This window comes from Streptomyces sp. NPDC058864, assembly GCF_042742985.1.
GTDB lineage: Bacteria > Actinomycetota > Actinomycetes > Streptomycetales > Streptomycetaceae > Actinacidiphila.
This window is the reverse complement of the sequence record NZ_JBHYMQ010000028.1, coordinates 50,088-77,081: the sequence shown is the minus strand read 5'-3', so window position 1 is coordinate 77,081 and position 26,994 is coordinate 50,088. Positions and strand designations below refer to the sequence as shown.

Here is a 26,994-nt window from a genome sequence, read left to right as displayed (position 1 = left end):
GGAATTAGGCCGAAACGGCAGAGATATGCTTGACGGTTCGCCGGGTCCCGCCTTTCTCTGTGTCAGAGGTATCGACCAATGAATGTGCCCGGATCCTTTCGGGGGTGCTGGTCGAAAGGCCCGCGTGGAGCGATAGTTGTGCACCTGTCGTCCATGCCCATGACAGGGGGACACCCGCCATGACCCGACCGACCCGGCGTCGTACGGTGCTGGCCGCCGCCATCGCGGCGGCCGCCGCGGCGACGACCGTCCCGCGGGCCTTCGCAGCGTCCGCCGCGGACGAGTGCGACCTCGCCGACGACGTCGTCGGCGGGCCGGGTGCCCATGACGGCGACCCGGCCCCAGTGGACTACCGCGCCTGGACGCGGTGGGCCGACTGGCGCCGCGGGCGGGGCTCCGGCACCGGCGTCGTGCCCGGTCCGCGCCCCGGCGTGGAGATCGTGCGCCCCGCCGGCACGATGGAGTACACCGACCCGCACACCCAGGTCACCGCCACGTGGGAGACCGCCACCTGGACCTCCCCCGAGCACACCCCGCGGCACCCGGCGACCGAGATCGTCGCGTCCTGGAACGCCCGCACACCTCCCGGCACCTGGATCCAGGTCGAGTTGTGCGCCACCTACACCGACCGCAGCCGCTCCCCGTGGTACGTGATGGGCCGCTGGGCCTCGGGCGACGCGGACATCAGGCGCACCTCCGTCGACGACCAGAGCGACGGCAGGAGCAGCGTATGGACGGACACCCTCTCCGTCGACGATCCCGCCTCGGGCCTGCGGCTCGCCTCGTACCGGCTGCGGCTCACCCTGCTGCGGACCCCCGGCTCCCGGGTCACCCCCACCGTCTGGCGGCTCGGCGCCATGGCCTCCGACATCCCCGACCGGTTCACGGTGCCGGCGTCCGTGCCGAGCCTGGGCCGGGGGATCGAACTGCCCGTGCCGCGCTACTCGCAGGAGATCCACAAGGGCCAGTACCCCCAGTACGACAACGGCGGCGAGGCCTGGTGCAGCCCGACGGGCTCCCAGATGGTCATCGAGTACTGGGGCCGCAGACCGACCGCCGCCGATCTGGCCTGGGTCGACCCGTCCTACGCCGACCCCCAGGTCGACCACGCCGCCCGCTGCACCTACGACAGCCAGTACGAGGGCTGCGGGAACTGGCCGTTCAACGCGGCCTACGCCGCCACCTACCGCGACATGGTGGGCGTCATCACCCGGCTGCGCGGCCTGGGCGACGTAGAACTGCTGATCAGCGCGGGCATCCCGGTGATAACGTCCCAGTCCTTCCTCGCCGGCGAACTGGACGGCGCGGGGTACGGGACCTCCGGGCACCTGATGTGCGTCATCGGCTTCACCGCCGACGGCGACGTCATCGCGAACGACCCCGCCAGCCCCGACGACGCCGCGGTGCGCCGGATCTACAAGCGGTCGCAGTTCGAGACGATCTGGCTGAGGACGAAGCGCTACACATCGGACGGGCAGCTGCGCAGCGGCACGGGCGGCGTCTGCTACCTGTACTGGCCCCTGCGGCCCTCGGGCCGCCAGGCGCGCGTCCTGCGGCGGATCGGGGTCCTTTAAGGCCTGCCAGGCACTGCGGGGCAGGGGGGACTTTGACGACACGGCCCGGGCCCGGAACCCTCGCCGCGTTCAGCGGGTGGGGGCGGGCGTGATCGGCACCACCAGGTCGGACACGTCGGGGAGCGGACGCAGCGGGAAGCTGACGCTCGGGAAGGGGAACAGGGACGGGACGTACGTCGGGTAGTAGGAGGGGAAGGCCGTTCGCCAGTCGAGGGCCGGGTAGTCGGTCGCGCCGGGTATCCGCGGGCCGCAGTCCAGCGTCCCGTCGACGATGCGGCAGGCTGTACCGCCGGGCGGCGGCGTCGTGCTGTCGTTGCCGCCGGCCGCCGCGATGATGATCACGAAGAACGCGGCCCCGCCCATCGTCGCCAGCGCGACACGGGTCTGGCGCTTCCTGCTTTCCTCCGCGTCGGGGTCCACCACGGTCGTGAACTGCCATCCCCGGAACGACTGCTCCTTCGCGTCACCCTCGACCTCCTCCAGCCACGGATTCGCCGGGTCGGGCGGCCCCGAGCGGTCGGGGTCCACGTCCAGCAGCGTGAGGTGGAGCCGCAGCCGGTCGAGGACCGGCGGCTCGGAGAGCGCCTCCGCGACGAGCACGCGCAGTCCGTCGTCGGCCAGGCCGTCGCACACCAGGCGCGTGCCGCCGCCCCAGAGCGGGACCCAGGTGGCCCGCCCCTCCCTGAGCAAGGTGTGGCCGACCAGCGCGTACAGCGCCTCCGCCAGCTCCTCGCGGGTGCCGTCGAACTCCCGGACCAGCGGCGCCGGCCCGTCGTCGGCGAGCAGACGCAGCACCGTGTCCAGCCCAGGGAGCCGCTCCCCGGTCGCGCGTGACGCGGACCGCAGCAGGTCCCAGGCGCGCGTGCCCGCGACGCGGTCGGCGGAGAGCTCGATCCAGCGCTCCCACGGGACGGTCGTCAGGCTGTGGGCCCTCGGACCGCGCAGCTCCTCGAGCACCCGTCCTACGTTCTCGGGGAGCAGCCGCAGCGCTCCGGTCCCGTCGTCCTCCCCGGGCGGGACGTCGAGTTCGCCGAGACGGCGCAGCCTGAGACCGAGCGGGGGGTGGGAGTCCCGCCGGTGGGAGCGGGTGCGCTCGTCGTCCACCGGTATGCGACGGATGCCCGGCTCGCCGAGGAGCGAACGGAACGCCAGGTAGGGGTTGTCCGGGTGCATCCCCGCGAGGGCGGACGGATCCAGCCACTCCCGCTGGAACCTCCGCCACGCCGACGCGGTGCCGTGCGTCGCGCGAAGCGCCGACGCCGTCACCTCCCGCCCGGCCAGGCGCGCCGCCGTGCGGTCGGCCTCCAGTTCCTGGTGGCGGCGTACCGCGAAGGTGAGCCACCGGTAGGCCAGCGTGTACAGCCGGACGGAGCCGCGCACCACGAGGTGCGGGAGCGAGAACCACCGCCTCCCGGTCTCCCACTGACCGAGCGTCGTGGCGAGTGCCACGTCGCACCGGTAGGCGACGGCACCGAAACGCGTGTGGTGGTGGGAGAAGTGGCCGAACTCGTGGGCCAGCACGGCCCTCAGCTCCGCGTGGGTGAGGCTCGCCAGCAGGGGCAGGCCCAGGTGGAGCCGCCGCTGCCCGGACAGCAGGCCGAACGCGGCCCCGTCCTCCGACACGGAGGCGTTGGCGTCCCCGGTCAGCAGCAGCACGTCCGGCGGGCGCGCCCCGACCCGCCAGGCGATGCCGGTGGCCAACTCCCACAGGGCCGGCGCCTCTTCGCGGGACACCGGCACCGCGTCGCTGCGCAGCGGCGACGAGCGGGTTATCGCGCCCAGCCCCTGGGCCATGCTCAGCAGCAGCGGGACGGCGGCCGCCGCGATGACGACTCCGCGCAGGGCGACGTCCGTCTCGCCGTCACGGGCCACGAGCAGGAAGAGGGCGAGCAGCCCCAGGACTCCGAGCCCGAGCCCGCCGATCAGCACGACCAGCCCCGCCAGCAGCACGATCGCCAGCAGTGCCCGTAACGACGCCCACACCGTGCCCATGGCCCACCCCCCTCGCGTCCCCCGTGTCCCTCGATGATGCCCGCTTGCGGACGCCGTGGGCCACTTGTCCACAGGCCCCTCAGCCGGCCGGCACGCGTGCGTAGCGGCCGACCACGCGCAGGTCCTCGCCGATGCGCGCGGCGGCCTCCATGAGCGGGGGCAGGAGTCCGGAGCGCGACTCCTCCTCCGAGCGGCGGCTGGCATGCATGGAGACGTTGATCGCCGCGACCACCCGGCCGGCGCGGTCGCGGACGGGGACGGCGATGGACCTCAGGCCCTCCTCCAGTTCCTCGCTGACCATCGCGTGCCCCTCGGCGGTGACCTGGTCGAGGACCCGGGCCAGATGAGGTGCGTCCGTGACGGTGTACCGGGTCAGCCGCGTGAAGTCGGTCCGCCCGAGGTGCGCCGCGCGTTCCCGCTCCGGCAGGCCCGCCAGCAGGACGCGCCCCATTGCGGTCGCGTACGCGGGGAAGCGGGTGCCGAGCGTGATGTTGACGCTCATGATGCGGACGGTGGGGACGCGCGCCACGTACTGGATGTCCTCGCCGGAGAGCACCGCCATCGACGCGGAGTCGTGCACCGCCTCGACCAGTTCGATCAGGTGGGGCTGGGCGATCTCGGGGAGCGTCAGCCGCGACAGATGGGCGCAGCCCAGCTCCAGCACATGCGGGGTGAGCCGGAAGAGACGTCCCTCGGAGGCGACGTAGCCCAGGTGCTCCAGGGTGATCAGGGAGCGCCGTGCGGTGGCGCGGGCCAGGCCGGTGGCCTCTGCGACGGCGGTGAGCGGGAGTTCGCCCCGGCCCTCGCCGAAGGCGGTGAGCACGGCGAGCCCGCGGGCCAGCGACTCCACGAACTCCGGTCCGAGTTCCTGCTTGGAGGCCCGTGTCCAGGCAGCGGGGGACGCGCCGGCGGGGGAGGGGGAGGGCGTCTCGGCGGGCCGCGAGAGGGCGTCCTCCATGGACGCGACCGTCTCCCGCAGCCGGGGGAGCACGGCCTCGCGCAGCGACCCGGCGCTGTGCCTGCTGGTGTGGCTGACCACGCTGACCGCGCACACGGGCTGCCCGGCGGTGTCCCGGACGGGGACGGCGACGGCGATCAGTCCCGGTTCGATCAGCTGGTCGTCGGCCGACCATCCGTGGGCGCCGGCGGCGGCGACCCGCTCCTCGAAGGAGGCGGCGGCGTCCCCGTGCCCGCGCGGGAGTGCCGGGAAGCCGGTGTCCTGCGGGTCCGCGGCGCGGCGGCGGCGCCAGCGGTCCCAGTCGGCCGCGTCCCAGCCGCCGGCGAAGAGTGCCCCGGGGGCGCCGCGCTCGGCGGGCAGCTGGTCGCCGATCCGGAAGGTCAGGGACATCGCACGGCGCCGGGTCGCCTGGTGGACGAAGCGGACCCCGTCGCCGTCCGGCACCGCGATGGACACGGACTCGTCCAGGCCGTCCGCGAGGGCGTCGGCGAGCGGTCCCAGCAGGTCGGGGAAGCGGCTGGCGGCGAGGTAGGCGTTGCCGAGTTCCATCAGCCGGGGTGCCAGGACGGCGTCGCGGCCCTCGACCCGCAGGTAGCCGGTGCGGACGAGGGTGCTGACCACCCGGTCCACCGTGGAGCGCGCCAGGCCGGTGGCGCGCACGAGGTCGCCGACCGAGCGGCGGCCGCCGGCCGCGGCCAGCTCGCGCAGCACCGCCAGTCCCCGGACCAGAGGGCCGACGGCCTCCTGCGGCGGGGGAGCGGTCGCGGTGGTCAGCGGTGTCATCAGCACTCCAGCGTGGCGAATGTCGTCGAAACCGTACCGCCCCGGCACGTTGACAGAGCGGGGGCCCGAGGATCAGACTCGGGAACGAGAAATTGTGAACTTAAGTTCACTGGACGAACAAGAAGGTGGGCGCAGGATGGACAAGGTGGTCGCCTCGGCCGCTGAGGCCGTAGCGGACGTCCAGGACGGCGCGTCGCTCGCCGTCGGCGGGTTCGGCCTGAGCGGCGTGCCGAACACGCTGATCCAGGCCGTGTACGAAGCCGGGGTAAGCGGTCTCGCCGTGGTCTCCAACAACTGCGGCGCCCTCGACTCGGGCCTCGCGGTCCTGCTGGCCGCGCGCCGCATCGCCCGCGTCACCGGCAGCTACATCGGGGCCAACAAGGAGTTCGCCCGGCAGTACCTGGCCGGCGAGCTGGAGCTCGAACTGATCCCGCAGGGCACCCTGGCCGAGCGCCTGCGCGCTGGCGGCTGCGGCATCCCCGCCTTCTACACCCCGGCCGGCGTCGGCACCCAGGTCGCCGAGGGCGGCCTGCCCTGGCGCTACGACGGGGACGGCGGCGTGGCGCTGGCCTCGCCGCCGAAGGAGGTGCGCGCCTTCGACGGCGCCGAGTACGTCCTGGAGCGCGGCATCACCACCGACTTCGCCCTCGTCCGAGCCGCCAAGGGCGACCGTCACGGCAACCTGGTCTTCAACAAGTCGGCCCGCAACTTCAACCCGCTCGCCGCGATGGCCGGCCGGATCACCGTCGCCGAGGTCGAGGAACTCGTCGAGCCCGGCGAACTGGACCCCGACCAGGTGCACCTGCCCGGCATCTTCGTCCAGCGCGTGGTCGCGCTCACCCCGGAGCAGGCCGCCGACAAGAAGATCGAATTCCGTACCGTCACCGCCAGGGAGGTGCGGGCCTGATGGCCTGGACACGCGACGAGATGGCCGCCCGCGCGGCCCGGGAACTGCGCGACGGCGAGTACGTCAACCTCGGCATCGGCCTTCCCACGCTGATCCCCAACCACCTCCCCGAGGGCGTCGAGGTCGTCCTCGAGTCCGAGAACGGCATCCTCGGCACGGGCCCCTTCCCGTACGAGGAGGAGGCCGACCCCGACCTGATCAACGCCGGCAAGGAGACCGTCACCGTGCTGCCCGGCGCGGCCTTCTTCGACTCGGCGCTGTCCTTCGGGATGATCCGCGGCGGTCACATCGACACCGCCGTGCTGGGCGCCATGCAGGTCTCCGCCCGAGGCGACCTGGCCAACTGGGCCATCCCCGGCAAGCTCGTCACCGGCATCGGCGGCGCCATGGACCTGGTGCACGGCGCCCGGCGGGTGATCGTCACCATGACCCACACGGCCAAGGACGGCAGCCCCAAGATCCTCCGGGAGTGCGCCCTGCCGCTCACCGGGAAGGCATGCGTGGACCGGATCATCACCGACCTGGGCGTCCTGGACGTCACCGAGGGCGGACTCGTCCTCGTGGAGACCGCACCCGGCGTCACCACGGAGGAGATCCTGGAGAAGACCGCGGCCCCGGTGCACGTCGCCGTCGCCGCAGAAGGGAGCGCCCGATGAGCGGGCAGCTGCGTGAGGTGTACGTCGTCGACGCCGTCCGTACCCCGGTGGGCAAGTACGGCGGCGCCCTGTCGGGAGTGCGCCCGGACGACCTCGCGGCGCACGTCGTGGCCTCGCTGATGGCCCGTACGCCCGACCTCGACCCGGCCCGGATCGACGACGTCTTCTTCGGCGACGCCAACGCCGCGGGCGAGGACAACCGCAACGTCGCCCGGATGGCCGCACTGCTGGCCGGGCTGCCCGTCACCGTGCCCGGCACCACGGTCAACCGGCTCTGCGGCTCCGGAATGGAGGCCGTGATCCAGGCCGCCCGCGCGGTGGCCGTCGGCGACGTCGCCGTCGCCGTCGCCGGCGGCGTGGAGTCGATGAGCCGCGCGCCCTGGGTGCTGCCCAAGCCTGAACGCGCCTTCCCCGCGGGCCACCAGGAGCTGTACTCCACCACCCTCGGCTGGCGCATGGTCAACCCGAGGATGGACCCGCGGTGGACCATCCCGCTCGGCGAGAGCGCCGAGCTGATCGCCGACCGGCACGGCATCACCAGGGAGCAGCAGGACGCCTACGCCGTCGCCAGCCACGAGAAGGCGGCCCGCGCCTGGAAGGACGGCCTGTACGAGGCCGAGGTCGTCCCGGTCGACGGCGTGGACCTGGCGCGCGACGAGACGATCCGCGACAACACCTCCATGGAGGCGCTCGCCCGGCTGAAGCCTGCCTTCCGCAAGGACGGCGGCACCGTCACGGCGGGCAACTCCTCGCCCCTCAACGACGGAGCGGCGGCCCTGCTCATCGTGGACGAGGAGGGACTGAAGGCCACCGGCCGCGAGCCGCTGGCCCGCATCCGCGCCTCCGCCGTCACCGGCATCGAGCCGGACTACTTCGGCCTCGCCCCCGTCGAGGCCGTCCGCAAGGCGCTGGCCAAGGCCGGCAAGGGGTTCGGCGACCTCGGCACCGTCGAACTCAACGAGGCCTTCGCCGCGCAGGTGCTCGGCTGCCTCGCCGGATGGCCCGAGCTCGACCCCTCGATCGTCAACCCGCGCGGCGGCGCGATCGCCGTCGGCCACCCGCTCGGCGCCTCCGGAGCCCGCATCGCCGGCGCCGTCGCCCACCAGCTCGCGGCCGCGGGCTCGGGCACCGGCCTCGCCGCCCTGTGCATCGGCGTCGGGCAGGGCCTCGCCCTCGTCCTGGAAAGGTAGGAGCCCTCCGCATGAGCAGCCCCCTCACCCAGCGCGAGATCTCCGCCGAGATCGCCGACGAGCGTGCGGCCTACGCCAAGCGACGTGCCGACGGCGGTGCCGCCGAGGACCACCCCGACCGGGGCTACGCCCCCTACAGGAGCAGCGTCCTGCGGCACCCCAAGCGGCCGCTGGTGGCGGCGGGGGCGGCGGCCGGCGACCCCGAGGCGGTCGAGCTCTCCGGGCCGGTCTTCGGCGTCACCGACGTCACAGCCCTCGACCACGACCTGACGCGGCAGCACCAGGCCGAGCCCCTGGGCGAGCGCATCAAGGTGACCGGGCGCGTCCTGGACCGCGCGGGCCGTCCCGTGCGCGGGCAACTCGTGGAGATCTGGCAGGCCAACGCGTCCGGCCGCTACGCCCACCGGCGCGACGACCACCCCGCCCCGCTGGACCCCAACTTCACGGGCGTCGGCCGCACCCTGACCGGGGACGACGGCTCCTACGAGTTCGTCACCGTCAAGCCCGGTGCCTACCCCTGGCGCAATCACCGGGGCGCCTGGCGCCCGGCCCACATCCACTTCTCGCTGTTCGGCCCGGCGTTCACCCAGCGCCTGGTCACCCAGATGTACTTCCCCGGGGACCCGCTCTTCCCGTACGACCCGATCCTGCAGTCCGTCACCGACGACTCGGCCCGGCAGCGCCTGATCGCGACGTACGACCACGACCTGTCCACCCCCGAATGGTCGCTCGGCTACCGCTGGGACATCGTCCTGGACGGCCCGGCCGCCACCTGGATCGAGGAGGGCCGATGAGCGGCGAGGCACCCGCCCCCACCCCGTCGCAGACGGTGGGACCCTTCTACGGCTACGCGCTGCCCTTCCCCAAGGGCGGCGACCTCGCCCCGGCCGGGCACCCGGACACGATCACCGTCCACGGGTGGGTCTACGACGGCGCCGGGCAGCCCGTCCCCGACGCTCTCATCGAGGTCTGGCAGCCGGCACCCGACGGCTCCCGCTACGGCGCCCCCGGCTCGCTGCGCCGCGACCCGGTCACCGGCGCGGTCCTGGGGCGCGACGGACTGGTCTTCACCGGCTTCGGGCGCGTCCCCACGGACGCGGACGGGCACTACGTGATCCGCACGCTGCCGCCCGGCGGCGTGCCCTACCTGTCGGTGATCGTCTTCGCCCGCGGCCTGCTCCACCATCTGCACACCCGCGTCTACCTCGGTGACGCCGAGGGCGACCCGCTGCTCGACTCCCTGGAGCCGGAGCGGCGGGCCACCCTGGTCGCCACTCCGGAGGGCGGGCGCGTCCACCGCTTCGACGTACGACTCCAGTACGACGGAGTGCATGAGGAGACGGTTTTCCTTGCCTTCGCCTGACCCCGCCGCGGACGTCGGTCTGCTCTCCCCGGTCCGGGCCGGATCGGCCGTCGAGGAGGCCACCGGGGACGCCGCCTTCGTACGGGGCATGCTCGACGCCGAGGCGGCGCTGACGCGGGCGCAGGCCGCGCTCGGGCTGGCACCGGCCTCCGCGGCGGCCGTGGTGACCGCCGCCGCGGCCGGGTCCGGCCGGTTCGACGCGCGCGACCTCGCGCTGCGCGCCCGGTCCGGCGGCAACCCGGTGATCCCGCTGGTGGCCGACCTGACCGGGGCCGTGGGCGAGCGGGACGCGGAGGCCTCCGCCTATGTGCACCGCGGCGCCACCAGCCAGGACGTCCTGGACACCGCGGCGATGCTCGTCGCGTCCCGCGCGCTGGGCATCGTCCTGGACGACCTCGCCGCCGCTGCGGAGGCGTTCGGGCGGCTCGCCGCGGAGCACCGCGACACGCCGATGGCGGGCCGCACCCTGACGCAGCACGCCGTCCCCACCACCTTCGGACTGAAGGCGGCGGGCTGGCGCTCCCTCGTCCTCGACGCGCACGACCGCCTGACCGCCGTACGCGGCGCCCTGCCCCCGCAGTTGGGCGGTGCCGCCGGCACACTCGCCGCGTTCGGCGCCTTCGCCGAGGCCGCCGCCCCCGGCACGACCACCGCCCCCGGCACGACCACCGCCCCCGGCACCAGCGATGCCGCCGGTACTGCACTGCTCGCCGCCTACGCCGCCGAGACGGGGCTGGCGGAACCCGAGCTGCCCTGGCACACCCTGCGGACCCCCGTGGCCGACCTCGGCGGGGCACTGGCCTTCACGGCGGGTGCGCTGGGCAAGGTCGCCGCCGACGTGCTGGTGCTCTCGCGCACCGAGACCGGCGAGGTCACCGAGGGCGCCGGAGGCGGTTCCTCGGCCATGCCCCACAAGGCCAACCCCGTGCGCGCCACGCTCATCGCCGCCGCGGCCCGCCAGGTGCCCGCGCTCGCCGCCGTGCTGTACGGCTCCCTGGCCGCCGAGGACGAGCGCCCGGCGGGCGCCTGGCACGCCGAATGGCAGCCGCTGCGCGAGGCCCTGCGCCTCGTCGGCGGCGCCGCCCGGGACACCGCCGAACTCGCCGCGGGCCTGCGCGTCCACCCGCACCGTATGCGCGAGAACCTCGACGCGACCGGTGGGCTGGTCGTCACCGAACGTCTCGCCGCGGCCCTGACCGCTCTCATGGGCCGCGGCGAGGCCAAGTCCGCTCTCGCACGCGCCTCCAGGCGCGTCGCCGGGGAGGGGATCACTCTCGACGACGCCCTTGCGCAGGACCCGGCCGTCGGCGGTCTCCTTCCCGGGGGCCGTCTCCGTGAGCTCACCGACCCGACCCGCTACACCGGTGCCGCCGGCGCGCTCGTCGACCGCGCCCTGCGTCGCCCCGGCCCCACGGGAACGCCCTCATGACCGCCCCCGCCCCCTTCCGTGACGCGGGACGTCCGCGGTACCCCATGCCGTGGGGCCTTCGGAACCGGGCGGACGGCCGCCCGGCCGCGGGACCGGGGGAGGACGCCGTGACACCGCCGCACGCACCCGTCGGCACCCTTCGCGAGGAGCCCGCATGAGCACGCCGTACGAGGCCGTGGAACCGCGACTGCCGCACCACCGGGTGGACGGCGCCCCGGGGCTGCCGCCGCTGATCCTCGGCCCGAGCCTGGGCACCTCGCTCGCCGTGTGGGACCCGCAGGTCCCCGCCCTCGCCCGTGGCCACCGGGTCATCCGCTGGGATCTGCCCGGCCACGGCGGCACCCCCGCCCCGCTGCTCCCCGAGGGCGGCACGGTCGAGGACCTGGCGCGCTCGGTGCTGGCCCTCGCCGACGCGCTCGGCGCCGAACGCTTCGCCTACGCGGGCATCTCCCTCGGCGGCGCCGTGGGGACCTGGCTCGCGATCCACCACCCCGAACGGGTCACCGCGCTCGCGATCGTGTGCTCCTCCGCCGACTTCGGCGACCCGCACGGCTGGCGGGAACGCGCCGCACTGGTCAGGGCCAAGGGCACGGGACCCGTCGCCGACACCGCGGCCGGCCGCTGGTTCACCCCGGCCTTCGCCGGCGCCCCCGCGGCCGGTGCCCTGCTGGACGACCTGCGCGCCGCCGACCCGGAGGCCTACGCCACCCTCTGCGACGCCCTCGCCGCCTACGACGTCCGCGCCGACCTGCCCCGGATCACCGCTCCCACCCTCGTCGTCGCGGGCCGCGGCGACCCGGCGACCCCGGTCGCGGACGCCCGCTTCCTCGCCGACGCCATCCCCGGCGCGAGCCTCACCGAGGTGGCGCACACCGCCCACCTGGCCGGCGTCGAGCGTCCGGCCCCCGTCGTCGCGGCGCTCCTGCAGCACTTCGCCGGCGAGCCGGCCGCGGACGACGGCGCCCGCCACACCGAGGGCATGGCCGTCCGCCGCGCCGTGCTCGGGGACGCGCACGTCGACCGGGCGATCGCCCGCACCACCGCCTTCACCGCCCCCTTCCAGGACTTCATCACCCGTTACGCGTGGGGCGAGATCTGGACCCGGCCGGGCCTGAGCCGCAGGACCCGCAGTTGCATCACCCTCACCGCGCTGGTGGCCCACGGCCACCTCGACGAGCTGGCGATGCACGTGCGCGCCGCCCGACACAACGGCCTGTCCCGCGAGGAGATCCAGGAGGTCCTGCTCCAGTCCGCCGTCTACTGCGGTGTCCCCGCGGCCAACGCCGCGTTCGCCGTCGCGAACCGCGTCCTCGAGGAAGAGGAAGAAGAGGAGTAGGAGAACACATGCAGCACCACACCACCGTGGGGATCATCGGCGGCGGCCCCGCCGGTCTCCTGCTGGCCCGTCTGCTCCACGGCTCCGGCATCGACTGCGTCGTCCTGGAGAGCCGTGAACGCGACTACGTCGAGCACCGCCAGCGCGCCGGGATCCTGGAACAGGGAACGGTCGACGTGCTGCGTTCCTGCGGCGCGGGCGAGCGGCTGGACCGCGAGGGCCTGGTCCACGACGGCATCGAGCTGCGCTGGAACCGCCGTTCCCACCGCGTGGACTTCCCGGCGCTCACCGGGGGGCGGCGCGTGTGGGTCTACGCCCAGACCGAGGTCGTCAAGGACCTGATCGCCCTCCAGCTGGAGGACGGGGCGCCGCTGCTGTTCGGCGCGCACGTGCACGCCGTGGAAGGGGCCGACACGGACCGCCCGCTGGTCCGTTACCGCCACGAGGGCCGGGAGAAGACCCTCAGCTGCGACTACGTCATCGGCTGCGACGGCTTCCACGGTGTGACGCGCGGCGCGCTCCCGGAGCACGCCCGGCGGACGTACGAGCGGGTGTATCCCTTCTCCTGGCTGGGCATCCTCGCCGACGTCCCGCCGTCCTGCGAGGAGTTGATCTACGCCCACTCGCCCCGCGGGTTCGCGCTGCACAGCATGCGCTCCGCCCGGGTCAGCCGGCTCTACCTCCAGGTGGCCAACGGCACCGACCCCGCGGACTGGTCCGAGGAGCGGATCTGGGACGAGCTGGACGCCCGCTTCGCCGTCGACGGGGACTGGAAGCTGGAGCGCGGCCCGATCACCTCCAAGGCCGTGCTGCCGATGCGCAGCTTCGTGACCGAGCCGATGCGCTGGGGCCGCGTCCTGCTCGCCGGCGACGCCGCGCACATCGTGCCGCCGACCGGCGCCAAGGGCCTCAACCTGGCCGCCGCCGACGTCATCGTGCTGGCCCGTGCCCTCGCGCACCTGAAGGAGACCGGCTCCACCGCGCTGCTCGACGCCTACTCCGACACCTGCCTGCGCCGGGTGTGGCGCGCCGAGCACTTCTCCTGGTTCATGACGACGACCCTGCACACCGACCCGGCGCAGAGCGACTTCGACACCCGGCTGCAGATCTCCCAGCTCGACCGGATCGCCGCCTCCCCGCACGCGGCGGCCGAACTCGCCGAGAACTACGCGGGCCTGGAGATCGGCTAGTCCGGGCCTGGACCTCTTACGCCTTGCTTACGTGCCGCCCCGGCGCTCCGCAACGGCGCCGCGCGGGATTACCGTGGGGGCATGGAAGGCAAGGGCACGCCGGTCGGCCGGCGCGTGGTGCTCGGGATGCTCGGGCTGGGCGCCCTGGGAGTGGCGTTCGGCAGCCGCGCGCAGGACGGCCTGGACTCGGCGCTCTCGCAGGTGGCGGGGAAGGACCCGACCGGGCTTAGCGGGCTGCTCCCCGGAGGGGGCGGCTTCCGCATCTACAACGTGGCGGACTCCGTCCCCCACCGGGACGCCGGCGACTACCGCCTCACCGTCTCCGGCCTCGTCGACCGCAAGGCCACCCACAGCCTGGCCGACCTGCGGGCGATGCCGCAGACCCGGCTGGTCCGCGACGTGCAGTGCGTGACCGGGTGGCGTGTGCCCGGCACGCCCTTCGAAGGGGTGCGGCTGTCCCACCTGCTCGACCTCGCGGGCGTGCAGGACGGTGCCGGAGCCGTCCGCTTCACCTGCTTCGACGGGGTCTACAGCGAGAGCCTCACCCTCGAACAGGCCCGCAGGGACGACGTCCTGGTCGCCCTGAGGATGCAGGACAAACCGGTCACCACGGCCCACGGCGGCCCCGTGCGGCTCTACGTGGCGCCGATGTACTTCTACAAGTCCGCCAAGTGGCTCTCGGGCATCGAGGTCACCCGGGACGTGCGGCCCGGCTACTGGGAGCACTACGGCTACGACGTCGACGCCTGGGTCGGCCGCTCGAACGGGCGTGACGATGACCCCACGTCCTGAGCGGGTGCGCCGGTTCACCCGCGGAGAGCGCCGGGTGCACCGCGCGACGGCCGCCCTGATGCTCGTCTGCCTCGCCACGGCGGCGGCCCTCTACCTGCCGCCGCTCGCCGAACTCGTGGGCCGCAGACGGCTGGTGGTCACCGTCCACGAGTGGTCCGGCATCGCCCTGCCGCTGCCCGCCCTCCTGGGCCTCGCCTCCCGCGCCTTCCGCCGCGACCTGCGGCTGCTCAACCGGTTCGCCCCGTACGACCGGGGCTGGCTGCGCGACGCGCTGCGCCGCGTGCCCCACGACCGGCGTGCCGCGGGCAAGTTCAACGCGGGGCAGAAGCTGTACGCGTCCTTCGCCGCGGGGGCGGTGCTCGTCATGCTCGGCACCGGGCTGCTGATGATGTTCCCGCACCTGAGCGGTGTGGTGTGGCGTACCGGCGCGACCTTCGTCCACGACTGGCTGGCCCTGGCGGTGGCGGTCGTGGTCGCGGGACACCTGTGGATGGCGGCGGGCGACCCCGAGGCCCGGCTGGGGATGCGCACGGGGTTCGTCACGCCGGAATGGGCGCGCCGTCACCATCCGCGGTGGGAGCACGCGGAGCCGGCCGAGCCGGGACCGCCTGACGCTCCGTAACGGGGGACGTGCGGCCCGCGGGGTCCGCGGGGAACTGAACCAGACAACGGTGTCAGCCTCTTGACGTGCCGTCGACGATCGCTGTCGGCGGCACGTCGTCATGTTCATGCAATTTTTGCCGTCCGGCATCTACTCGCATAGACCCCTGCGGCGCCATCCTGGCTTCGCACATCAGTACCACCCGTTCGGTTCCGCATCCGGTTGCACCCCCATGCCCGCGCGTCACATCGCGCCCGTCAGTGACTGGAGAACCCCATGCGCCGAATCACGACCGGCTTCGCCGCCACCGCGGTCGCCGCCGTCGTCACCGTCGTCCTCGCCGTCCCCGCCCAGGCCGCCCCCGCCGACAAGGCCCAGGTGCTGGCCAGTTGGACCCAGACCAGCGCCTCGAGCTACAACACCTGGTGGGCCGCCCGCGGCAACCAGGGGGCCTGGGCCGCCTACGGCTTCGACTGGTCCACCGACTACTGCAGCAGCTCCCCGGACAACCCCTTCGGCTTCCCGTTCCAGAACTCCTGCGCCCGGCACGACTTCGGCTACCGCAACTACAAGGCGATGGGTGCCTTCTCCGCCAACAAGAGCCGCCTCGACAGCGCCTTCTACGAGGACCTGAAGCGCATCTGCGCCAACTACGGCGGCGCCACCGCGACCGCCTGCAACAGCACCGCCTGGACCTACTACCAGGCGGTCAAGGCCTTCGGCTGACCCGGGGAACACGGCGGCCCGGCACCGGGAGTTCCGGTACCGGGCCGCTTCCGCGGAACCGGGTCAGCCGACCGTGCCGGACTTGGCGATCTCGACGCGGGCGCTGGTGGCGCCGGAGCGCGAGCCGAGCGTCTCGATCTTCTTGACGACGTCCATGCCCTCGACGACCTCGCCGAAGACCACGTGCTTGCCGTCGAGCCAGTCGGTGACGATCGTGGTGATGAAGAACTGCGAGCCGTTGGTGTTCGGGCCCGCGTTGGCCATGGAGAGCTGGCCGGGCTTGGTGTGCTTGAGCTGGAAGTTCTCGTCGGCGAACTTCTCGCCGTAGATGCTCTTGCCACCGGTGCCGTTGCCGGCGGTGAAGTCGCCTCCCTGGAGCATGAAGTCGGGGATCACGCGGTGGAAGTGCGAACCCTCGAAACCGAAGCCGTGCTCGCCGGTGGCGAGCTCACGGAAGTTCCGCGCGGTCTTGGGGACCACGTCGTCGAACAGGGTGAACACGATCCGCCCGGCGGGCTCGCCGTCGATCGTGATGTCGAAGAACACGTCGTTGCTGTTCATGCCCCCATTTTCGCATCCGCGCCCCCCGGCCTCCGACGCGCCCCGCGGAAACGCGCTTGACGGGTGCCCCGGCCGGAGACCACCATCCGGGGCATGCCCGAACCCGTGATCTTGGAAGGCAAGTACGTCCGGCTGGAGCCGCTGAGCGCCGCCCACACGGACGGGCTGCTGCGCGCCGCCACCGAATCCCGCGACACCTACGCCTATACCAAGGTGCGGCCGACCGTGAGGCGATGGCGGGCTACGTCGAGGAGGCACTCCAGGAGCAGGCGACCGGGGCCGCGCTCCCGTTCGCCGTACGGGACGTCCGGCGCGACGCCCTGATCGGCTCCACCCGGTTCCTCGACCTCGACTACTGGACGGCCACCCCCGCCTGGCCCGCGGGCCGCTCCGTGCCCCGCAGCGGCGCCGTGCCGACCGTCGCGGAGATCGGCAGCACCTGGCTCGCCGCCTCCGCCCAGCGCACCCCCTGCAACACCGAGGCGAAGCTGCTGCTGCTCGCCCACGCCTTCGACGTGTGGGGTGTGTTCCGCGTCACCTTCAAGACGGACGCGCGCAACGCACGCTCCCGGGCGGCCATCGAGCGCATCGGCGGCCGCTTCGAGGGCGTCCGCCGCGCCCACACCCGTGCCGTGGACGGCACCGTCCGCGACAGCGCGTACTACTCGGTCCTCGCCGAGGAGTGGCCCGGCGTCCGCTCCGCGCTGGAGGCCCGTCTCACCTGAGCCGGCCGCCGAAGCGGACGGGCCGGCCCCCGCGGGGCCGGCCCGTCCGTGCGCGCAGCTGCGGTTACGGGATGCGCACGCCGGCCTCGGCCGAGAGGCGGTCGATCTCGGCGAGCTCGTCCGCGCCGAGCGGGCCCGCGTCGAGGGCGGCGAGGTTCTGGTCGAGCTGGGTGACGCTGCTGGCGCCGATGAGGACGGAGACGACCCGCGGGTCGCGCAGCACCCAGGTCAGGGCCAGCTGGGCCAGGGTCTGGCCGCGCTCTCCGGCGAGCTTGTTGAGGGCGTGCAGGAAGGAGAGCTTCCGCTCGGTCAGGGCGTCGCGCTTGAGGAAGTGGCCGAGCGCCATCCGCGAGTCGGCCGGCACACCGTCCAGGTAGCGGTCGGTGAGCTGGCCCTGGGCCAGCGGCGAGTACGCGATGAGGGCGGTGCCGGTGTCGCCGACGGCGTCCAGGACGCCGTCCTCCGGGTCGCGCTGGAGGATGCTGTAGGCCGCCTGGTGGATCAGCAGCGGGGTGCCCAGCTCGCGCAGGATCTCGGTCGCGCGGCGGTGCGCCTCGGCGGGGTAGTTGGAGATGCCGGCGTACAGCGCCTTGCCCTGGCGGACCGCGGAGTCCAGGGCGCCCATGGTCTCCTCCAGGGGCGTGTCCGGGTCGAAGCGGTGCGAGTAGAAGACGTCCACGTAGTCCAGGCCCATGCGGCCCAGCGACTGGTCGAGGGACGACAGCAGGTACTTGCGGCTGCCCCATTCGCCGTACGGACCCGGCCACATGTCGTACCCGGCCTTGGTGGCGATGAAGAGCTCGTCGCGGTACGGACGGAAGTCCTGGGCGAGGAGCGTGCCGAAGTTGGCCTCGGCCGAGCCGGCGGGCGGGCCGTAGTTGTTGGCCAGGTCGATGTGGACCACGCCGCGGTCGACGGCGCGGCGCAGTACGGCGCGCTGGTTCTCCAGCGGCGAGGTGTCGCCGAAGTTGTGCCACAGGCCCAGGGACACGACGGGCAGCAGGACCCCGCTGCGCCCGGTCCTGCGGTATTCCATCGAGGCGTAGCGGTCGTCGGCGGCGAGGTAGGGCACGCGAGCTCCCGGGCGATGTAAGAAAATGTGCGGGATTGCGAGGCTACCGTCGCCGAATCGGCGCTGTCACGTCCGTTTTCCGGACGCAGGCCGCCGTCCACGTCCCTTCTCGCCCCGCCGGAGCGGCGGTTGTGGCGCACGCCACACCGCCGGCCGTGCCGGATCGGCGCATCCGGGAATCGCCGGCCGCCCTCGGCGGTTGGCTCAGGGGTGCCCCTCGGGACGACTCCTCGGGACGATTCCTCAGGGCGGCGCGGTCGGGGGCGGGTTGGATCGGAACACGTCCTGCCTTATCCGGCATTGAGGCGTCTAACCGGACATATGCGCCCACAGTGCATGCGTAATGAATCGATGCGTGATGGGTGTCACGTGCCGAACACGCAGCGGAGACCCCGGGCAACGCACCGTCCAATTTCCCCGCCGAAATTCACCGGGCGATATCACGTGATTACCGTGGGCCAATTTTCCGCCTACGCAGAGCGGACACTTCTCACGTAAAGTCACGGAAGGGATTGATCGACTTGCGGTCCGCCGCAGGGCGTGATTCGGCTCCTTGCTCCGGAAGGATTCCGTCGTTTAGCTTCCAGATCTCGCAGGACAAATGCCTGCGAGATTCTTCCGGGTGGAACGCCTAGTCCTGCCGCTGCCCGGACGCCGGATGACAAGACCGCACGGCAGGAGCGGGGGACCCAAGGTAGTTGCCGTTCCCGTTGGTCTCGGGACGGCTAGGGGTGAAGTCGCAGCGACATGCCTTTATTTGGCGTGCCCAATTGCGGCCGGGCATCTCCAGCCCGAACCCGACAGCTTACCTCGCAGGCGTCGGAGAGGAATTCGGCATGCCCGGTAAGGGAAAGCACCGTCGCCCGCGGAACACCCGCATCACCCGTATCAGCGCGCTGGCCGGCACCACCGGCGCGGCCGTGGCGCTCCCGATCGTCGGCGCCACCGGTGCCCACGCCGCTCCCGTGAGCGTCTGGGACAAGGTCGCGGCCTGCGAGAGCACCAACAACTGGTCCATCAACACCGGTAACGGCTTCTACGGCGGCCTGCAGTTCACCCAGAGCACCTGGGCAGGCTTCGGCGGCACGAAGTACGCCCCGCGCGCCGACCTCGCGACCAAGGCGCAGCAGATCGCCGTCGCGGAGAAGGTCCTGGCGACCCAGGGCCCGCAGGCCTGGCCCGTGTGCGGCCCCAAGGCCGGTCTGACCAAGGCGATGGCAAACCCGTCGGCCACCCCGGAGAGCGTCTCCGGCACCACCGCGAAGCCGGCCGCCAAGCCCGCCGCCCCCGCCAAGAAGGCCGAGGCGCCGAAGGCCGCCACTGCCGCGCCGAAGAGCGCGGGCGGCTCCTACAAGGTCGCCGGTGGCGACACCCTCTCCAAGATCGCCGATGCCCGGTCGGTCGACGGCGGCTGGCAGAAGCTGTACGCCGACAACAAGTCGGTCATCGGCGGCAACCCGAACCTGATCTACCCGGGCCAGGTCCTGTCCATGGGCGAGAAGGCCGCCGCCAAGGCCGCGCCGAAGGCGGCCAAGGCCGCCCCGGCGGCCAAGCCGGTCGCCGCCAAGGCCGCCAGTGCCTCCGGCTACACGGCCCCGCTCGACCGCGTCACCCTGGGCACCGCCTACCACCAGTCCGGCGCCATGTGGTCCAAGGGCTACCACACCGGTGTCGACTTCATCGCCTCGACCGGCACCAAGGTGAAGTCGATCGCCGCCGGCACCGTGGTCTCCGCGGGCTGGGGCGGCTCGTACGGAAACCAGGTTGTCGTCAAGCACGCCGACGGCCGGTACTCGCAGTACGCCCACCTGTCCGCGCTGTCGGTCTCGGCCGGCCAGTCGGTCTCCACCGGTCAGCAGCTGGGCCTGTCCGGTGCCACCGGCAATGTGACCGGTCCGCACCTGCACTTCGAGGTCCGCACCACCCCCGACTTCGGCTCCGACATGGACCCGCTGGCGTACCTGCGCGCCCACGGCGTCAACGTCTGACCGAACTGATCCACCGTCATCCGGCGGTAGCCTGTGCCCTGTTCCCTGCTTGTCGGGAACAGGGCACATGCCTTTGGTCTGTGACCGAAAACGGATCGAATATTTCCATTTCTTGTTTCCTCTCGAACGGTCGATCAGTAGCCTCTGACGCACGTGGTCGTGTCCACGACCACGTGTCCCGATCACCGACGACGAGCTGGAGCCGTTGATGGAGCGTCCCGCCTGGGCCCCCCATGGAATCGATCTTTCCGTGCCGAGCGTCTCCCGCATCTACGACTACTACCTGGGCGGCTCGCACAACTTCGAGGTCGACCGGGAGGCCGGACGGCGGGCCATCGAGGCATTTCCGGGGCTGCCGAAGATCATGCAGGCCAACCGGGCGTTCATGCGCCGGGCCGTGCGCTTCTCCGTCGACCAGGGCATCACCCAGTTCCTCGACATCGGCTCCGGCATCCCCACCTTCGGCAACGTCCACGAGGTCGCCCAGGCCGCCAGCCCCGGCGCCCACGTCGTCTACGTCGACCACGACCCGGTCGCCGTCGCCCACAGCCGTGCCGTGCTGGAGGGCAGCGAGGACGCCGCCATCGTCGCCGCCGACCTGCGCTCCCCCCGCGACATCCTGGACAGTGCGGAGGTGCGCGGGCTCATCGACCTGGAGCGCCCGGTCGCGCTGCTGCTCGTCGCCGTCCTGCACTTCCTCGAGGACGCCGACGAACCGGCCAAGGCCGTGGCCGAACTGCGCGACGCCATAGCCCCCGGCAGCCTGCTGGTCGTCACCCACGCCTCGGTCGAGGGCGGCCCGCGCAGACCCGAGGAGGGGGAGCGCGTCGAGAACGTCTACCGCAGCGCGAGCTCGCCGCTGATCATGCGGTCGCGGGCCGAGGTGGAGCGCTTCTTCGACGGCTTCGACCTCGTCGAACCCGGTCTGGTCTCCGCGCCGTTGTGGCGCCCCGACGGCACGGACGACGACGAGCTCGACCCGGTCGTCTTCAGCGGGTTCGCGGGCGTCGGCCGCAAGGCGTGACCATGACGAGAGAACCCGGCCCGGAGCCGGAGCCCGCCGACAGCCTGCGGCGCTTCGCGATCATCTGGAGCCGGGCGATCTACCCGGCCACCGCCACCTCCATGACGCGCGGCGAGTTCGAGGAGTACCTGCTCCCGCTCGCCGCGCGTCTCAACGCCGCCCTGCGCGCGCAGCCCTTCGACCCCCGCCCGGCCGCGGAGGTCGGCGCCGCGCTCGTGGCCGCGCACTGCACCGACCCCGAGGCGCTGGCCCGCATCCTCGACGTCGTCGACGCCTACCTGCTGCTGTACTGCCCGCCCGGCCCCGCCCTCCCGCCGGAGGAGAGCCGCACCCGCTGCAACCGCCTGCAGCACTGGGTGGCCGCCGGCTACGCCCGCGCCCTGCAGGAACGCACACGCACCGAGCAGGAGGCGCTGTCCCGTGCGGCGCTCGCCGCCCGGGCCGCCACCGAACAGGCCCTGCACGAGAGCGAGGTGCGCTTCCGCGCGGTCTTCCAGGGCGCCTCGATAGGCATCGGCATCGCCGACATGGACGGCCGCATCCTGGACGTCAACGCCGCCCTCACCACCATGTTCGGCGGTCTGGAACGCCACATCCGCAGCAAGAACGTCTACGACTGGGTGCACCCCGACGACGCCCCCGAGGTCTGGGAGATGCAGCGCCAGCTCAACCGGGGCGAGCGCGACCACTACCGCATGGAGAAGGCCTACTACCGGCCCGACGGCAGCGCCCTGTGGACCAACCTGACGGTCTCCCTGCTGCGCGACGCCGGCGGCACCCCTCAGTACATGCTCGCGCTGATGGAGGACATCACCGAGGAGCGCCTGCTCAGCGAACGGCTGCGGTACGAGGCCACCCACGACGCCCTCACCGGACTGGCCAACCGCAACCTCTTCTTCGAGCGCCTGGAGCAGACGCTGAACGCTCCCGAGGGCATGGGCGTCGGCGTCTGCTACCTCGACCTGGACGGCTTCAAGGACGTCAACGACAGCCTCGGCCACGCCGTCGGCGACCGGCTCCTGGTCGCCGTCGCCGAACGCCTCCAGGCCTGCGTCACCTCGCCCGACCAACTCGTGGCCCGCATCGGCGGCGACGAGTTCGCCGCCCTGGTCGTCAACCCCGCCAGCCGCGCGGACATCACCGGCCTCGCCGACCTGATCCTGGCCGCACTCGCCGACCCGATCCGGGTGGACGGCCGTGACCTGTCCGTACGGTGCAGCATCGGCATCGTCGAGGGCCAGGCAGGCTCCCTGGGTCCCGCCGAGGTGCTGCGCAGCGCCGACATCACCATGTACCGGGCCAAGGCCGCGGGCGGCAACCGCTTCGAGCTGGCCGACCCCGACTCCGACGCGCGCGCCATCACCCGGCACGGGCTGACCAACCGGCTGCCAACAGCCCTGGAGCGCGGCGAGTTCTTCATCGAGTACCAGCCGCTGGTACGGCTCGGCGACGGCAGCGTCCGCGGCGCCGAGGCGCTGGTGCGCTGGTGCCACCCGGTGCACGGGATCCTCGGCCCCGACCAGTTCATCCCGCTCGCCGAGAGCACCGGGCTGATCGTGCCGCTCGGCCACTGGGTGCTGCAGCAGGCCGCCTGGCAGGCCCGGGACTGGCAGTTCCCGCGCAGCGACGGCCATCCGCTCCGGATCAACGTCAACCTCTCCCCGGCCCAGCTTGGCCACCCCGGCCTCGTCCCGGAGACCCTCGCGGTGATCAAGGACGCCGGGCTGGAGCCGGCCGCGCTGTGCCTGGAGGTCACCGAGAGCGCCTTCATCGGCGCTGACGAGGAACTGATGCGCCCGCTGCGGGAGTTCGCCGATCTCGGCATGGCCATCGCCCTCGACGACTTCGGCACCGGCTACTCCAACCTGGCCTCGCTGCGCCGGCTGCCCATCACCACGCTCAAGCTCGACCGCTCCTTCACCCGCGGCATGCAGCAGCAGCCGGCCGACCCGGTGGACGTCAAGATCGTGGAGATCGTCGTCGACCTGGCGCACACGCTCGGGCTGTCGGTGACGGTGGAGGGCGTGGAGACCGGCACCCAGGCCGAGCACCTGCGGGCGCTGGGCTGCGACACCGCGCAGGGCTGGTACTACGCCAGGCCCGGCCCGCCCGAGCGCCTCCACTCGCTCTCCCTGGTCGACACCACGACCTAGTCCTCTCGGCCCGGGGGAGTTGTCGAATCGTCCGAGCAGCCCACTACGAGGACGACTCTCCGCCTTGCGATGCACCGCACTGGGGCACCTCCCAGCGCAAGCCGGGGGAGACGCGGGGCCCGCCCTCCGGGCGGCCGGAGCCACTGGGGCGAGAGGCCCTACGGGCACGAACGGAGGAAGCGCAGCAGCGCGTCGTTGAACTCCTCGGGACGCTCGAGGTTCGGCAGGTGCCCGGCGCCCTCGACGACCACGAGCCGCGAGCCGCGGACCGCCGCGTGCATCGCCTCGGCCTCGGCGACCGGGGTGTACACGTCCTCCCGGCCGACCACGATCAGTGCGGGCACCTGGACCGCGGTCAGCACCGCCCCGTAGTCCGGCCGCAGGGCGCGGCCGCGCAGGGCCGCCGCGGCGCCCTGGGGGGAGGTGCCGCGCATCATCCGCAGGACGTGCGCGGCCACGCCGGGGAGCGCGGTCACGTTACGGGGCGCGATCATCCGGTCCAGCACCTCGTCGGCGTACCCGGACATCCCCTCGGACAGCAGCCGCTCCGCCATCGCGTCCCGGGCCCGCCGGCCTTCCGCCGTCTCGGCGCCGGGGAAGGTGTCGGCGAGCAGGAGGCCGGTCGTCCGGCCGGGGAACAGCCGCTGGAACTCCATGACGATCTGACCGCCCATCGACAGGCCGCCGACCACGGCCGCCGTGACGCCCAGGTGGTCCATCAGGGCGGCGACGTCACGCGCGAAGGTCTCCAGCGGGGTGACCCCCGGGACCACCTCGCTGGCGCCGTAGCCGCGCAGGTCCGGCACGATCACCCGGCGGCCGGCCGACGCGGCGGAGATTTGCGGTGCCCACATCGAGCGGTCGAAGGGATGGCCGTGCACCAGCACCAGAGCCGTACCGGGGCCGTCCCCCTCGTCGTCGTACGCCAACGTCACGCCGTTGACCACTGCCGTTGCCAAGGGGAGCTCCTCGCCTCGCATGTGCCCCGTCCCGCAGGGGGGTTGACCGTGATGCTAGGTTCCCCTCCCCGCTCGGTGCAATAAGATCTTTGCTCTCGGTGCAATGCAGGGATTGCCTCAAGGGGGAACGCCGATGGACGACTACCGAGCGGCCGCGGACGCCGTCGCCGCGGACATCGCCGCCGGACGCCTGCGTCCCGGCGACCGGCTCGCACCTCAGCGGGCGTTCGCGCGGCGGCACGGCATCGCCAACTCCACGGCGATCCGCGTCTACGCCGAACTGGCCCGCCGCGGCCTGGTCGTGGGAGAGGTGGGGCGCGGCACCTTCGTCCGGGCCGCGCCGCCCGCCGCCGGGCCCGCCCTTGCCGAGCCGGCGGACCGGCGGATCGACCTGGAGCTCAGCCACCCCGTCGCCGAGGGCCAGTCGCAATTGCTCGCCCCCGGGCTCGCCGCGCTGCAGCGTCCCGACGTCCTCGACGCCGCGCTGCGCCCGCTGACCGCCGCGGGCACCCCGGCCGCACGCGACGCCTTCGCCGCGCTGCTCGCCCGCACCGGCCCGCGCCCCGACCCCGGACGGCTGCTCTTCGCGGGCAACGGGCGCCAGGCCATCGCCGCCGCCGTGGCCGCCCTCGTGCCGCCCGGCGGCCGGCTCGCCGTGGAGGCGCTCACCTACCCGGTGGTCAAGGCGCTCGGCGGACGGCTGGGGATCACCCTCGTCCCCGTCCCCTGCGACGAGCACGGGATGCGCCCCGACGCCCTCGCCGAACTCCACCGGGCCGCCCCGCTGCACGCGCTCTACACCCAGCCCACCCTGCACAATCCGCTCGGCGTCACAATGCCGGGGACGCGCCGGGCCGAACTCGCCGACGCCCTCGGCCGGCTGGGCCTGCGCGCCGTCGAGGACGCCGTGTGGGGGTTCCTCGCCGCGGACGCCCCACCGCCGCTCGCGGCGTACGCGCCCGACCGCGTGGTCCTGGTCGACAGCCTCTCCAAGCGGCTCGCCCCTGGGCTCACCGCCGGCGTCGCGCTCACTCCGCGTGAGCTGTCCGCCCCGGTTTCCGCGGCCTTGCGCTCGACGGGTGCGGCTCCCTCCGGCTTCGCGCTGGCCGCGGCCTGCCGGTGGATCGCCGACGGCGCCGTGGACGCGGTGGTGGCGGCCAAGCGGCGCGACGCGGCCGACCGGGCCCGCATCGCCGCCGAGCGCCTCGCCGGGTTCTCGGTCACGGCCGATCCGCGGGCCTTCTTCTGCTGGTGGCGGCTGCCCGGACCCTGGCGCGCCGACACCTTCGTCGCGGCCGCCGCGCGGCAGGGCATCGCGGTCACCCCGGCCGCCGCCTTCGCCGCGGGACGCGGCAGCACCCCGCACGCCGTACGGATCGGACTCGCCTCGCCGTTGCCGCAGGTCCTGGGCGAGGCGCTGGGCGTCCTCGCGCGGATCGCCGGGGGCGGCCCCGAGGACAATTGCGCCGACTGATCACAAGGGGCGGCGAATCCTAGCGAGTCGCCCGCACATGCCTCTGGAAAATGCCCCAACTCACCTTTTTCGCGTACGGGATGAGTAACGTTCCGTGCTGTTCCGTATACCAGAAGTGGCGGCGAAGGGGTGCGCGTGCCCGGCATAGACGAGTGCCTTTCCGAGGCGCTGGCAATTCCCGGTGTGCTCGGGGCGAGCGTGGTCGACTGGAGCAGCGGCCTCCTTCTCGGGGCGGTCGGACAGGAGCCGGGACACGGTCACGAGGCGGCCGCCGCGGACACCACCGAGGCGGCACGCGCGGTTGTGGAGGGCGGCACCTTCACCGCGAAGGAGTCCGGAAGGGTGCCGGTCGAGGACATCATCATCACCGCCCCGGGGAGCTACCACCTCATCCGCTTCCTCGACACCTCCTTCGACAGCGACGTCATCCTCTACCTGTGGCTGGACCGCTCGATGGCCAACCTGGCCGTCGCCCGGCTCGGACTGCAGGCCATCGCCGAGCGGCTGGTGCTCGTATGACCGGCACGGAGGCGGGGCGGCCGGCACTGGCCGTGCGTGGTCTGCCCCGGCGCACTCCGGCGCGCGGCAGCGCGCCGGCCCAGGTGCGCGCCGGGGTGGTGGGCGCGTACGCCTTCACCGCCGCGCTGGCCCGGCTCGCGGAGGCGAAGGCCAGCGGAGCGCTGTACGGATCGGCGGGGGCGGTCTACCTGCGCGACGGGGCGATCGTCCACGCCGAGAGCCCCTGCGCCCCGGACCTCGGGGTACGGCTCATGGCCTGCGGACTGCTCTCCCCGGACCAGTGGCGCGAGGCGGTCACCACCGCGAGCGCCGATCGCGGCGTCGGAGGGCACCTCGTCGACACCGGGCGGGTGGCCCGCGGGGAGCTCGAGCTGTGCCATCTGCTGGCACTGTTCGACGCCGCCTACTTCACCATGCTGCCCGACTCGGAACCCGACCGGTTCCAGCCGGGTGCCACTTCCCGGCTGGGCCCCATCTCCCGGCCGGTCCCCGCCCAGCGCGTGGCGAGGGAGGCGCAACGGCGCCGCGCGCAACTGGAGCGGGCCTGGCCCTGGGACGACACCGACGCCGGACCCGTCGTCCCCCGCTCCGAGAGCGAGGTGCGCGCCGGCCGGGCCAGGGCCCCCACGCCCGCTCAGCTGGCGGTGCTGGCGGCGGCGGACGGATCCCGTACGCCCGTGCAGATCGCCTGGCACCTGGGGCGTTCCGCCTTCGCGACCCTGCTGGACGTGCGCCGGCTGGCCGCGACCGGCCGGATCAGCATGCCGGTCCGCGCCCAGGCACCCGCGGTCCCGGCTCCGGCGCCCCCCGCGGCCCCGTCGCCGGCGCCCCCCGAGCCGCCGCCACCGGCGCCGGCACCGCCGCCCCTCGCGCCCACGCCCTTCGCCCACGGCGGACCGCAGCCGGCGGTCCTGTCGTCCTCCGATCCCTCAGTCGCCCTGTTGCTACGACTTCGTGCCGCCCTGGAGGCCCGCCTGTGAGCGCCCTGCCGACCCGCCCGGCGCCCGCCGAACGACCGTGGA

The 26,994-nt window shown here is 73.3% G+C and carries 24 protein-coding genes and 1 riboswitch; of the genes, 19 read left to right on the top strand and 5 right to left on the bottom strand.

What is annotated here, in order from left to right; all coding sequences use genetic code 11:
* The first annotated feature begins 179 nt into the window (after positions 1–179).
* The gene (locus ACFW3D_RS22025) at positions 180–1,574 is read left to right on the top strand and encodes a C39 family peptidase (protein ID WP_500506089.1); all 1,395 of its coding nucleotides are present in this window, start codon (positions 180–182) and stop codon (positions 1,572–1,574) included.
* A gap of 69 nt (positions 1,575–1,643) precedes the next feature.
* Here ACFW3D_RS22025 and ACFW3D_RS22020 read toward each other — a convergent pair whose 3' ends face one another.
* The gene (locus ACFW3D_RS22020; RefSeq protein WP_500506087.1) at positions 1,644–3,566 is read right to left on the bottom strand and encodes a M48 family metallopeptidase; all 1,923 of its coding nucleotides are present in this window, start codon (positions 3,564–3,566) and stop codon (positions 1,644–1,646) included.
* A gap of 79 nt (positions 3,567–3,645) precedes the next feature.
* Complete coding sequence (locus ACFW3D_RS22015) at positions 3,646–5,307, bottom strand: IclR family transcriptional regulator domain-containing protein (protein ID WP_500506085.1); 1,662 nt, start codon at positions 5,305–5,307, stop codon at positions 3,646–3,648.
* 136 nt (positions 5,308–5,443) lie between these two features.
* On the opposite strand from ACFW3D_RS22015, the gene ACFW3D_RS22010 reads away from it, so the two are divergent.
* The 11 genes from ACFW3D_RS22010 (at position 5,444) to ACFW3D_RS21960 (ending at position 15,497) form a co-directional block, all read left to right on the top strand.
* Positions 5,444–6,214, top strand: a complete 771-nt coding sequence (locus ACFW3D_RS22010) for a CoA transferase subunit A (protein WP_500506082.1) — start codon at positions 5,444–5,446, stop codon at positions 6,212–6,214.
* Positions 6,214–6,870: a CoA transferase subunit B gene (locus tag ACFW3D_RS22005; protein ID WP_500506079.1), complete on the top strand. Its 657-nt coding sequence runs from the start codon at positions 6,214–6,216 to the stop codon at positions 6,868–6,870. The genes ACFW3D_RS22010 and ACFW3D_RS22005 overlap by 1 nt, the downstream gene beginning before the upstream one ends.
* Positions 6,867–8,060: a thiolase family protein gene (locus tag ACFW3D_RS22000; RefSeq protein ID WP_500506077.1), complete on the top strand. Its 1,194-nt coding sequence runs from the start codon at positions 6,867–6,869 to the stop codon at positions 8,058–8,060. Before ACFW3D_RS22005 ends, ACFW3D_RS22000 begins: the two co-directional genes overlap by 4 nt.
* 11 nt (positions 8,061–8,071) lie before the next feature.
* Positions 8,072–8,854: a protocatechuate 3,4-dioxygenase subunit beta gene (gene pcaH, locus ACFW3D_RS21995; protein ID WP_500506075.1), complete on the top strand. Its 783-nt coding sequence runs from the start codon at positions 8,072–8,074 to the stop codon at positions 8,852–8,854.
* Positions 8,851–9,423, top strand: a complete 573-nt coding sequence (pcaG, locus tag ACFW3D_RS21990; protein WP_500506072.1) for a protocatechuate 3,4-dioxygenase subunit alpha — start codon at positions 8,851–8,853, stop codon at positions 9,421–9,423. The genes pcaH and pcaG overlap by 4 nt, the downstream gene beginning before the upstream one ends.
* Positions 9,392–10,852 (top strand): 3-carboxy-cis,cis-muconate cycloisomerase, encoded by a 1,461-nt coding sequence (pcaB, locus tag ACFW3D_RS21985; RefSeq protein ID WP_500506069.1) that lies wholly within the window; start codon positions 9,392–9,394, stop codon positions 10,850–10,852. Before pcaG ends, pcaB begins: the two co-directional genes overlap by 32 nt.
* A gap of 154 nt (positions 10,853–11,006) precedes the next feature.
* On the top strand, positions 11,007–12,188 hold the full coding sequence (gene pcaDC / locus ACFW3D_RS21980; protein WP_500506066.1) for a bifunctional 3-oxoadipate enol-lactonase/4-carboxymuconolactone decarboxylase PcaDC: 1,182 nt from the start codon (positions 11,007–11,009) through the stop codon (positions 12,186–12,188).
* A gap of 8 nt (positions 12,189–12,196) precedes the next feature.
* Positions 12,197–13,378, top strand: a complete 1,182-nt coding sequence (locus tag ACFW3D_RS21975) for a 4-hydroxybenzoate 3-monooxygenase (RefSeq protein WP_500506063.1) — start codon at positions 12,197–12,199, stop codon at positions 13,376–13,378.
* Between the two features lie 81 nt (positions 13,379–13,459).
* A complete protein-coding gene (locus ACFW3D_RS21970; RefSeq protein ID WP_500506060.1) occupies positions 13,460–14,170 on the top strand; it encodes a molybdopterin-dependent oxidoreductase in 711 nt (236 codons plus the stop codon).
* A complete protein-coding gene (locus tag ACFW3D_RS21965) occupies positions 14,154–14,792 on the top strand; it encodes a cytochrome b/b6 domain-containing protein (RefSeq protein ID WP_500506058.1) in 639 nt (212 codons plus the stop codon). The genes ACFW3D_RS21970 and ACFW3D_RS21965 overlap by 17 nt, the downstream gene beginning before the upstream one ends.
* Before the next feature lie 255 nt (positions 14,793–15,047).
* Positions 15,048–15,497: a phospholipase gene (locus ACFW3D_RS21960; RefSeq protein WP_500506054.1), complete on the top strand. Its 450-nt coding sequence runs from the start codon at positions 15,048–15,050 to the stop codon at positions 15,495–15,497.
* A gap of 63 nt (positions 15,498–15,560) precedes the next feature.
* Here the strand turns inward: ACFW3D_RS21960 and ACFW3D_RS21955 are convergent, their stop codons facing one another.
* Entirely contained in the window at positions 15,561–16,058 is a 498-nt protein-coding gene (locus ACFW3D_RS21955) for a peptidylprolyl isomerase (protein WP_500506051.1), read from the bottom strand.
* Between the two features lie 233 nt (positions 16,059–16,291).
* Here ACFW3D_RS21955 and ACFW3D_RS21950 point away from each other — a divergent pair, with 233 nt between their 5' ends.
* Positions 16,292–16,783, top strand: a complete 492-nt coding sequence (locus tag ACFW3D_RS21950) for a GNAT family N-acetyltransferase (RefSeq protein WP_500506048.1) — start codon at positions 16,292–16,294, stop codon at positions 16,781–16,783.
* 64 nt (positions 16,784–16,847) lie between these two features.
* On the opposite strand, the gene ACFW3D_RS21945 is transcribed toward ACFW3D_RS21950, so the two are convergent.
* Positions 16,848–17,855: an aldo/keto reductase gene (locus tag ACFW3D_RS21945; protein ID WP_500506046.1), complete on the bottom strand. Its 1,008-nt coding sequence runs from the start codon at positions 17,853–17,855 to the stop codon at positions 16,848–16,850.
* Between the two features lie 642 nt (positions 17,856–18,497).
* Positions 18,498–18,689: riboswitch (cyclic di-AMP (ydaO/yuaA leader) on the top strand.
* A gap of 2 nt (positions 18,690–18,691) precedes the next feature.
* On the opposite strand from ACFW3D_RS21945, the gene ACFW3D_RS21940 reads away from it, so the two are divergent.
* The 3 genes from ACFW3D_RS21940 (at position 18,692) to ACFW3D_RS21930 (ending at position 23,020) form a co-directional block, all read left to right on the top strand.
* A complete protein-coding gene (locus ACFW3D_RS21940) occupies positions 18,692–19,843 on the top strand; it encodes a transglycosylase family protein (protein ID WP_500506043.1) in 1,152 nt (383 codons plus the stop codon).
* Between the two features lie 208 nt (positions 19,844–20,051).
* The gene (locus tag ACFW3D_RS21935) at positions 20,052–20,867 is read left to right on the top strand and encodes an SAM-dependent methyltransferase (protein ID WP_500506040.1); all 816 of its coding nucleotides are present in this window, start codon (positions 20,052–20,054) and stop codon (positions 20,865–20,867) included.
* A gap of 2 nt (positions 20,868–20,869) precedes the next feature.
* Complete coding sequence (locus ACFW3D_RS21930; RefSeq protein WP_500506037.1) at positions 20,870–23,020, top strand: putative bifunctional diguanylate cyclase/phosphodiesterase; 2,151 nt, start codon at positions 20,870–20,872, stop codon at positions 23,018–23,020.
* 158 nt (positions 23,021–23,178) lie between these two features.
* Here the strand turns inward: ACFW3D_RS21930 and ACFW3D_RS21925 are convergent, their stop codons facing one another.
* Positions 23,179–24,000: an alpha/beta fold hydrolase gene (locus ACFW3D_RS21925; protein WP_500506034.1), complete on the bottom strand. Its 822-nt coding sequence runs from the start codon at positions 23,998–24,000 to the stop codon at positions 23,179–23,181.
* A 112-nt stretch (positions 24,001–24,112) separates the two neighbouring features.
* Here ACFW3D_RS21925 and ACFW3D_RS21920 point away from each other — a divergent pair, with 112 nt between their 5' ends.
* From ACFW3D_RS21920 to ACFW3D_RS21910, 3 genes are all read left to right on the top strand, one after another.
* The gene (locus tag ACFW3D_RS21920) at positions 24,113–25,453 is read left to right on the top strand and encodes an aminotransferase-like domain-containing protein (RefSeq protein ID WP_500506031.1); all 1,341 of its coding nucleotides are present in this window, start codon (positions 24,113–24,115) and stop codon (positions 25,451–25,453) included.
* A gap of 135 nt (positions 25,454–25,588) precedes the next feature.
* Entirely contained in the window at positions 25,589–25,972 is a 384-nt protein-coding gene (locus ACFW3D_RS21915) for a hypothetical protein (RefSeq protein WP_500506029.1), read from the top strand.
* A complete protein-coding gene (locus ACFW3D_RS21910) occupies positions 25,969–26,952 on the top strand; it encodes a transcriptional regulator (RefSeq protein ID WP_500506027.1) in 984 nt (327 codons plus the stop codon). Before ACFW3D_RS21915 ends, ACFW3D_RS21910 begins: the two co-directional genes overlap by 4 nt.
* Positions 26,953–26,994: the final 42 nt, after the last annotated feature.

Coding starts and splice junctions, on each gene's coding strand:
- ACFW3D_RS22025 (WP_500506089.1), top strand. CDS start 180: ATGACCCGACCGACCCGGCGTCGTACGGTGCTGGCCGCCGCCATCGCG.
- ACFW3D_RS22020 (WP_500506087.1), bottom strand. CDS start 3,566: ATGGGCACGGTGTGGGCGTCGTTACGGGCACTGCTGGCGATCGTGCTG.
- ACFW3D_RS22015 (WP_500506085.1), bottom strand. CDS start 5,307: ATGACACCGCTGACCACCGCGACCGCTCCCCCGCCGCAGGAGGCCGTC.
- ACFW3D_RS22010 (WP_500506082.1), top strand. CDS start 5,444: ATGGACAAGGTGGTCGCCTCGGCCGCTGAGGCCGTAGCGGACGTCCAG.
- ACFW3D_RS22005 (WP_500506079.1), top strand. CDS start 6,214: ATGGCCTGGACACGCGACGAGATGGCCGCCCGCGCGGCCCGGGAACTG.
- ACFW3D_RS22000 (WP_500506077.1), top strand. CDS start 6,867: ATGAGCGGGCAGCTGCGTGAGGTGTACGTCGTCGACGCCGTCCGTACC.
- pcaH (WP_500506075.1), top strand. CDS start 8,072: ATGAGCAGCCCCCTCACCCAGCGCGAGATCTCCGCCGAGATCGCCGAC.
- pcaG (WP_500506072.1), top strand. CDS start 8,851: ATGAGCGGCGAGGCACCCGCCCCCACCCCGTCGCAGACGGTGGGACCC.
- pcaB (WP_500506069.1), top strand. CDS start 9,392: ATGAGGAGACGGTTTTCCTTGCCTTCGCCTGACCCCGCCGCGGACGTC.
- pcaDC (WP_500506066.1), top strand. CDS start 11,007: ATGAGCACGCCGTACGAGGCCGTGGAACCGCGACTGCCGCACCACCGG.
- ACFW3D_RS21975 (WP_500506063.1), top strand. CDS start 12,197: ATGCAGCACCACACCACCGTGGGGATCATCGGCGGCGGCCCCGCCGGT.
- ACFW3D_RS21970 (WP_500506060.1), top strand. CDS start 13,460: ATGGAAGGCAAGGGCACGCCGGTCGGCCGGCGCGTGGTGCTCGGGATG.
- ACFW3D_RS21965 (WP_500506058.1), top strand. CDS start 14,154: ATGACCCCACGTCCTGAGCGGGTGCGCCGGTTCACCCGCGGAGAGCGC.
- ACFW3D_RS21960 (WP_500506054.1), top strand. CDS start 15,048: ATGCGCCGAATCACGACCGGCTTCGCCGCCACCGCGGTCGCCGCCGTC.
- ACFW3D_RS21955 (WP_500506051.1), bottom strand. CDS start 16,058: ATGAACAGCAACGACGTGTTCTTCGACATCACGATCGACGGCGAGCCC.
- ACFW3D_RS21950 (WP_500506048.1), top strand. CDS start 16,292: ATGGCGGGCTACGTCGAGGAGGCACTCCAGGAGCAGGCGACCGGGGCC.
- ACFW3D_RS21940 (WP_500506043.1), top strand. CDS start 18,692: ATGCCCGGTAAGGGAAAGCACCGTCGCCCGCGGAACACCCGCATCACC.
- ACFW3D_RS21935 (WP_500506040.1), top strand. CDS start 20,052: ATGGAGCGTCCCGCCTGGGCCCCCCATGGAATCGATCTTTCCGTGCCG.
- ACFW3D_RS21930 (WP_500506037.1), top strand. CDS start 20,870: ATGACGAGAGAACCCGGCCCGGAGCCGGAGCCCGCCGACAGCCTGCGG.
- ACFW3D_RS21925 (WP_500506034.1), bottom strand. CDS start 24,000: ATGCGAGGCGAGGAGCTCCCCTTGGCAACGGCAGTGGTCAACGGCGTG.
- ACFW3D_RS21920 (WP_500506031.1), top strand. CDS start 24,113: ATGGACGACTACCGAGCGGCCGCGGACGCCGTCGCCGCGGACATCGCC.
- ACFW3D_RS21910 (WP_500506027.1), top strand. CDS start 25,969: ATGACCGGCACGGAGGCGGGGCGGCCGGCACTGGCCGTGCGTGGTCTG.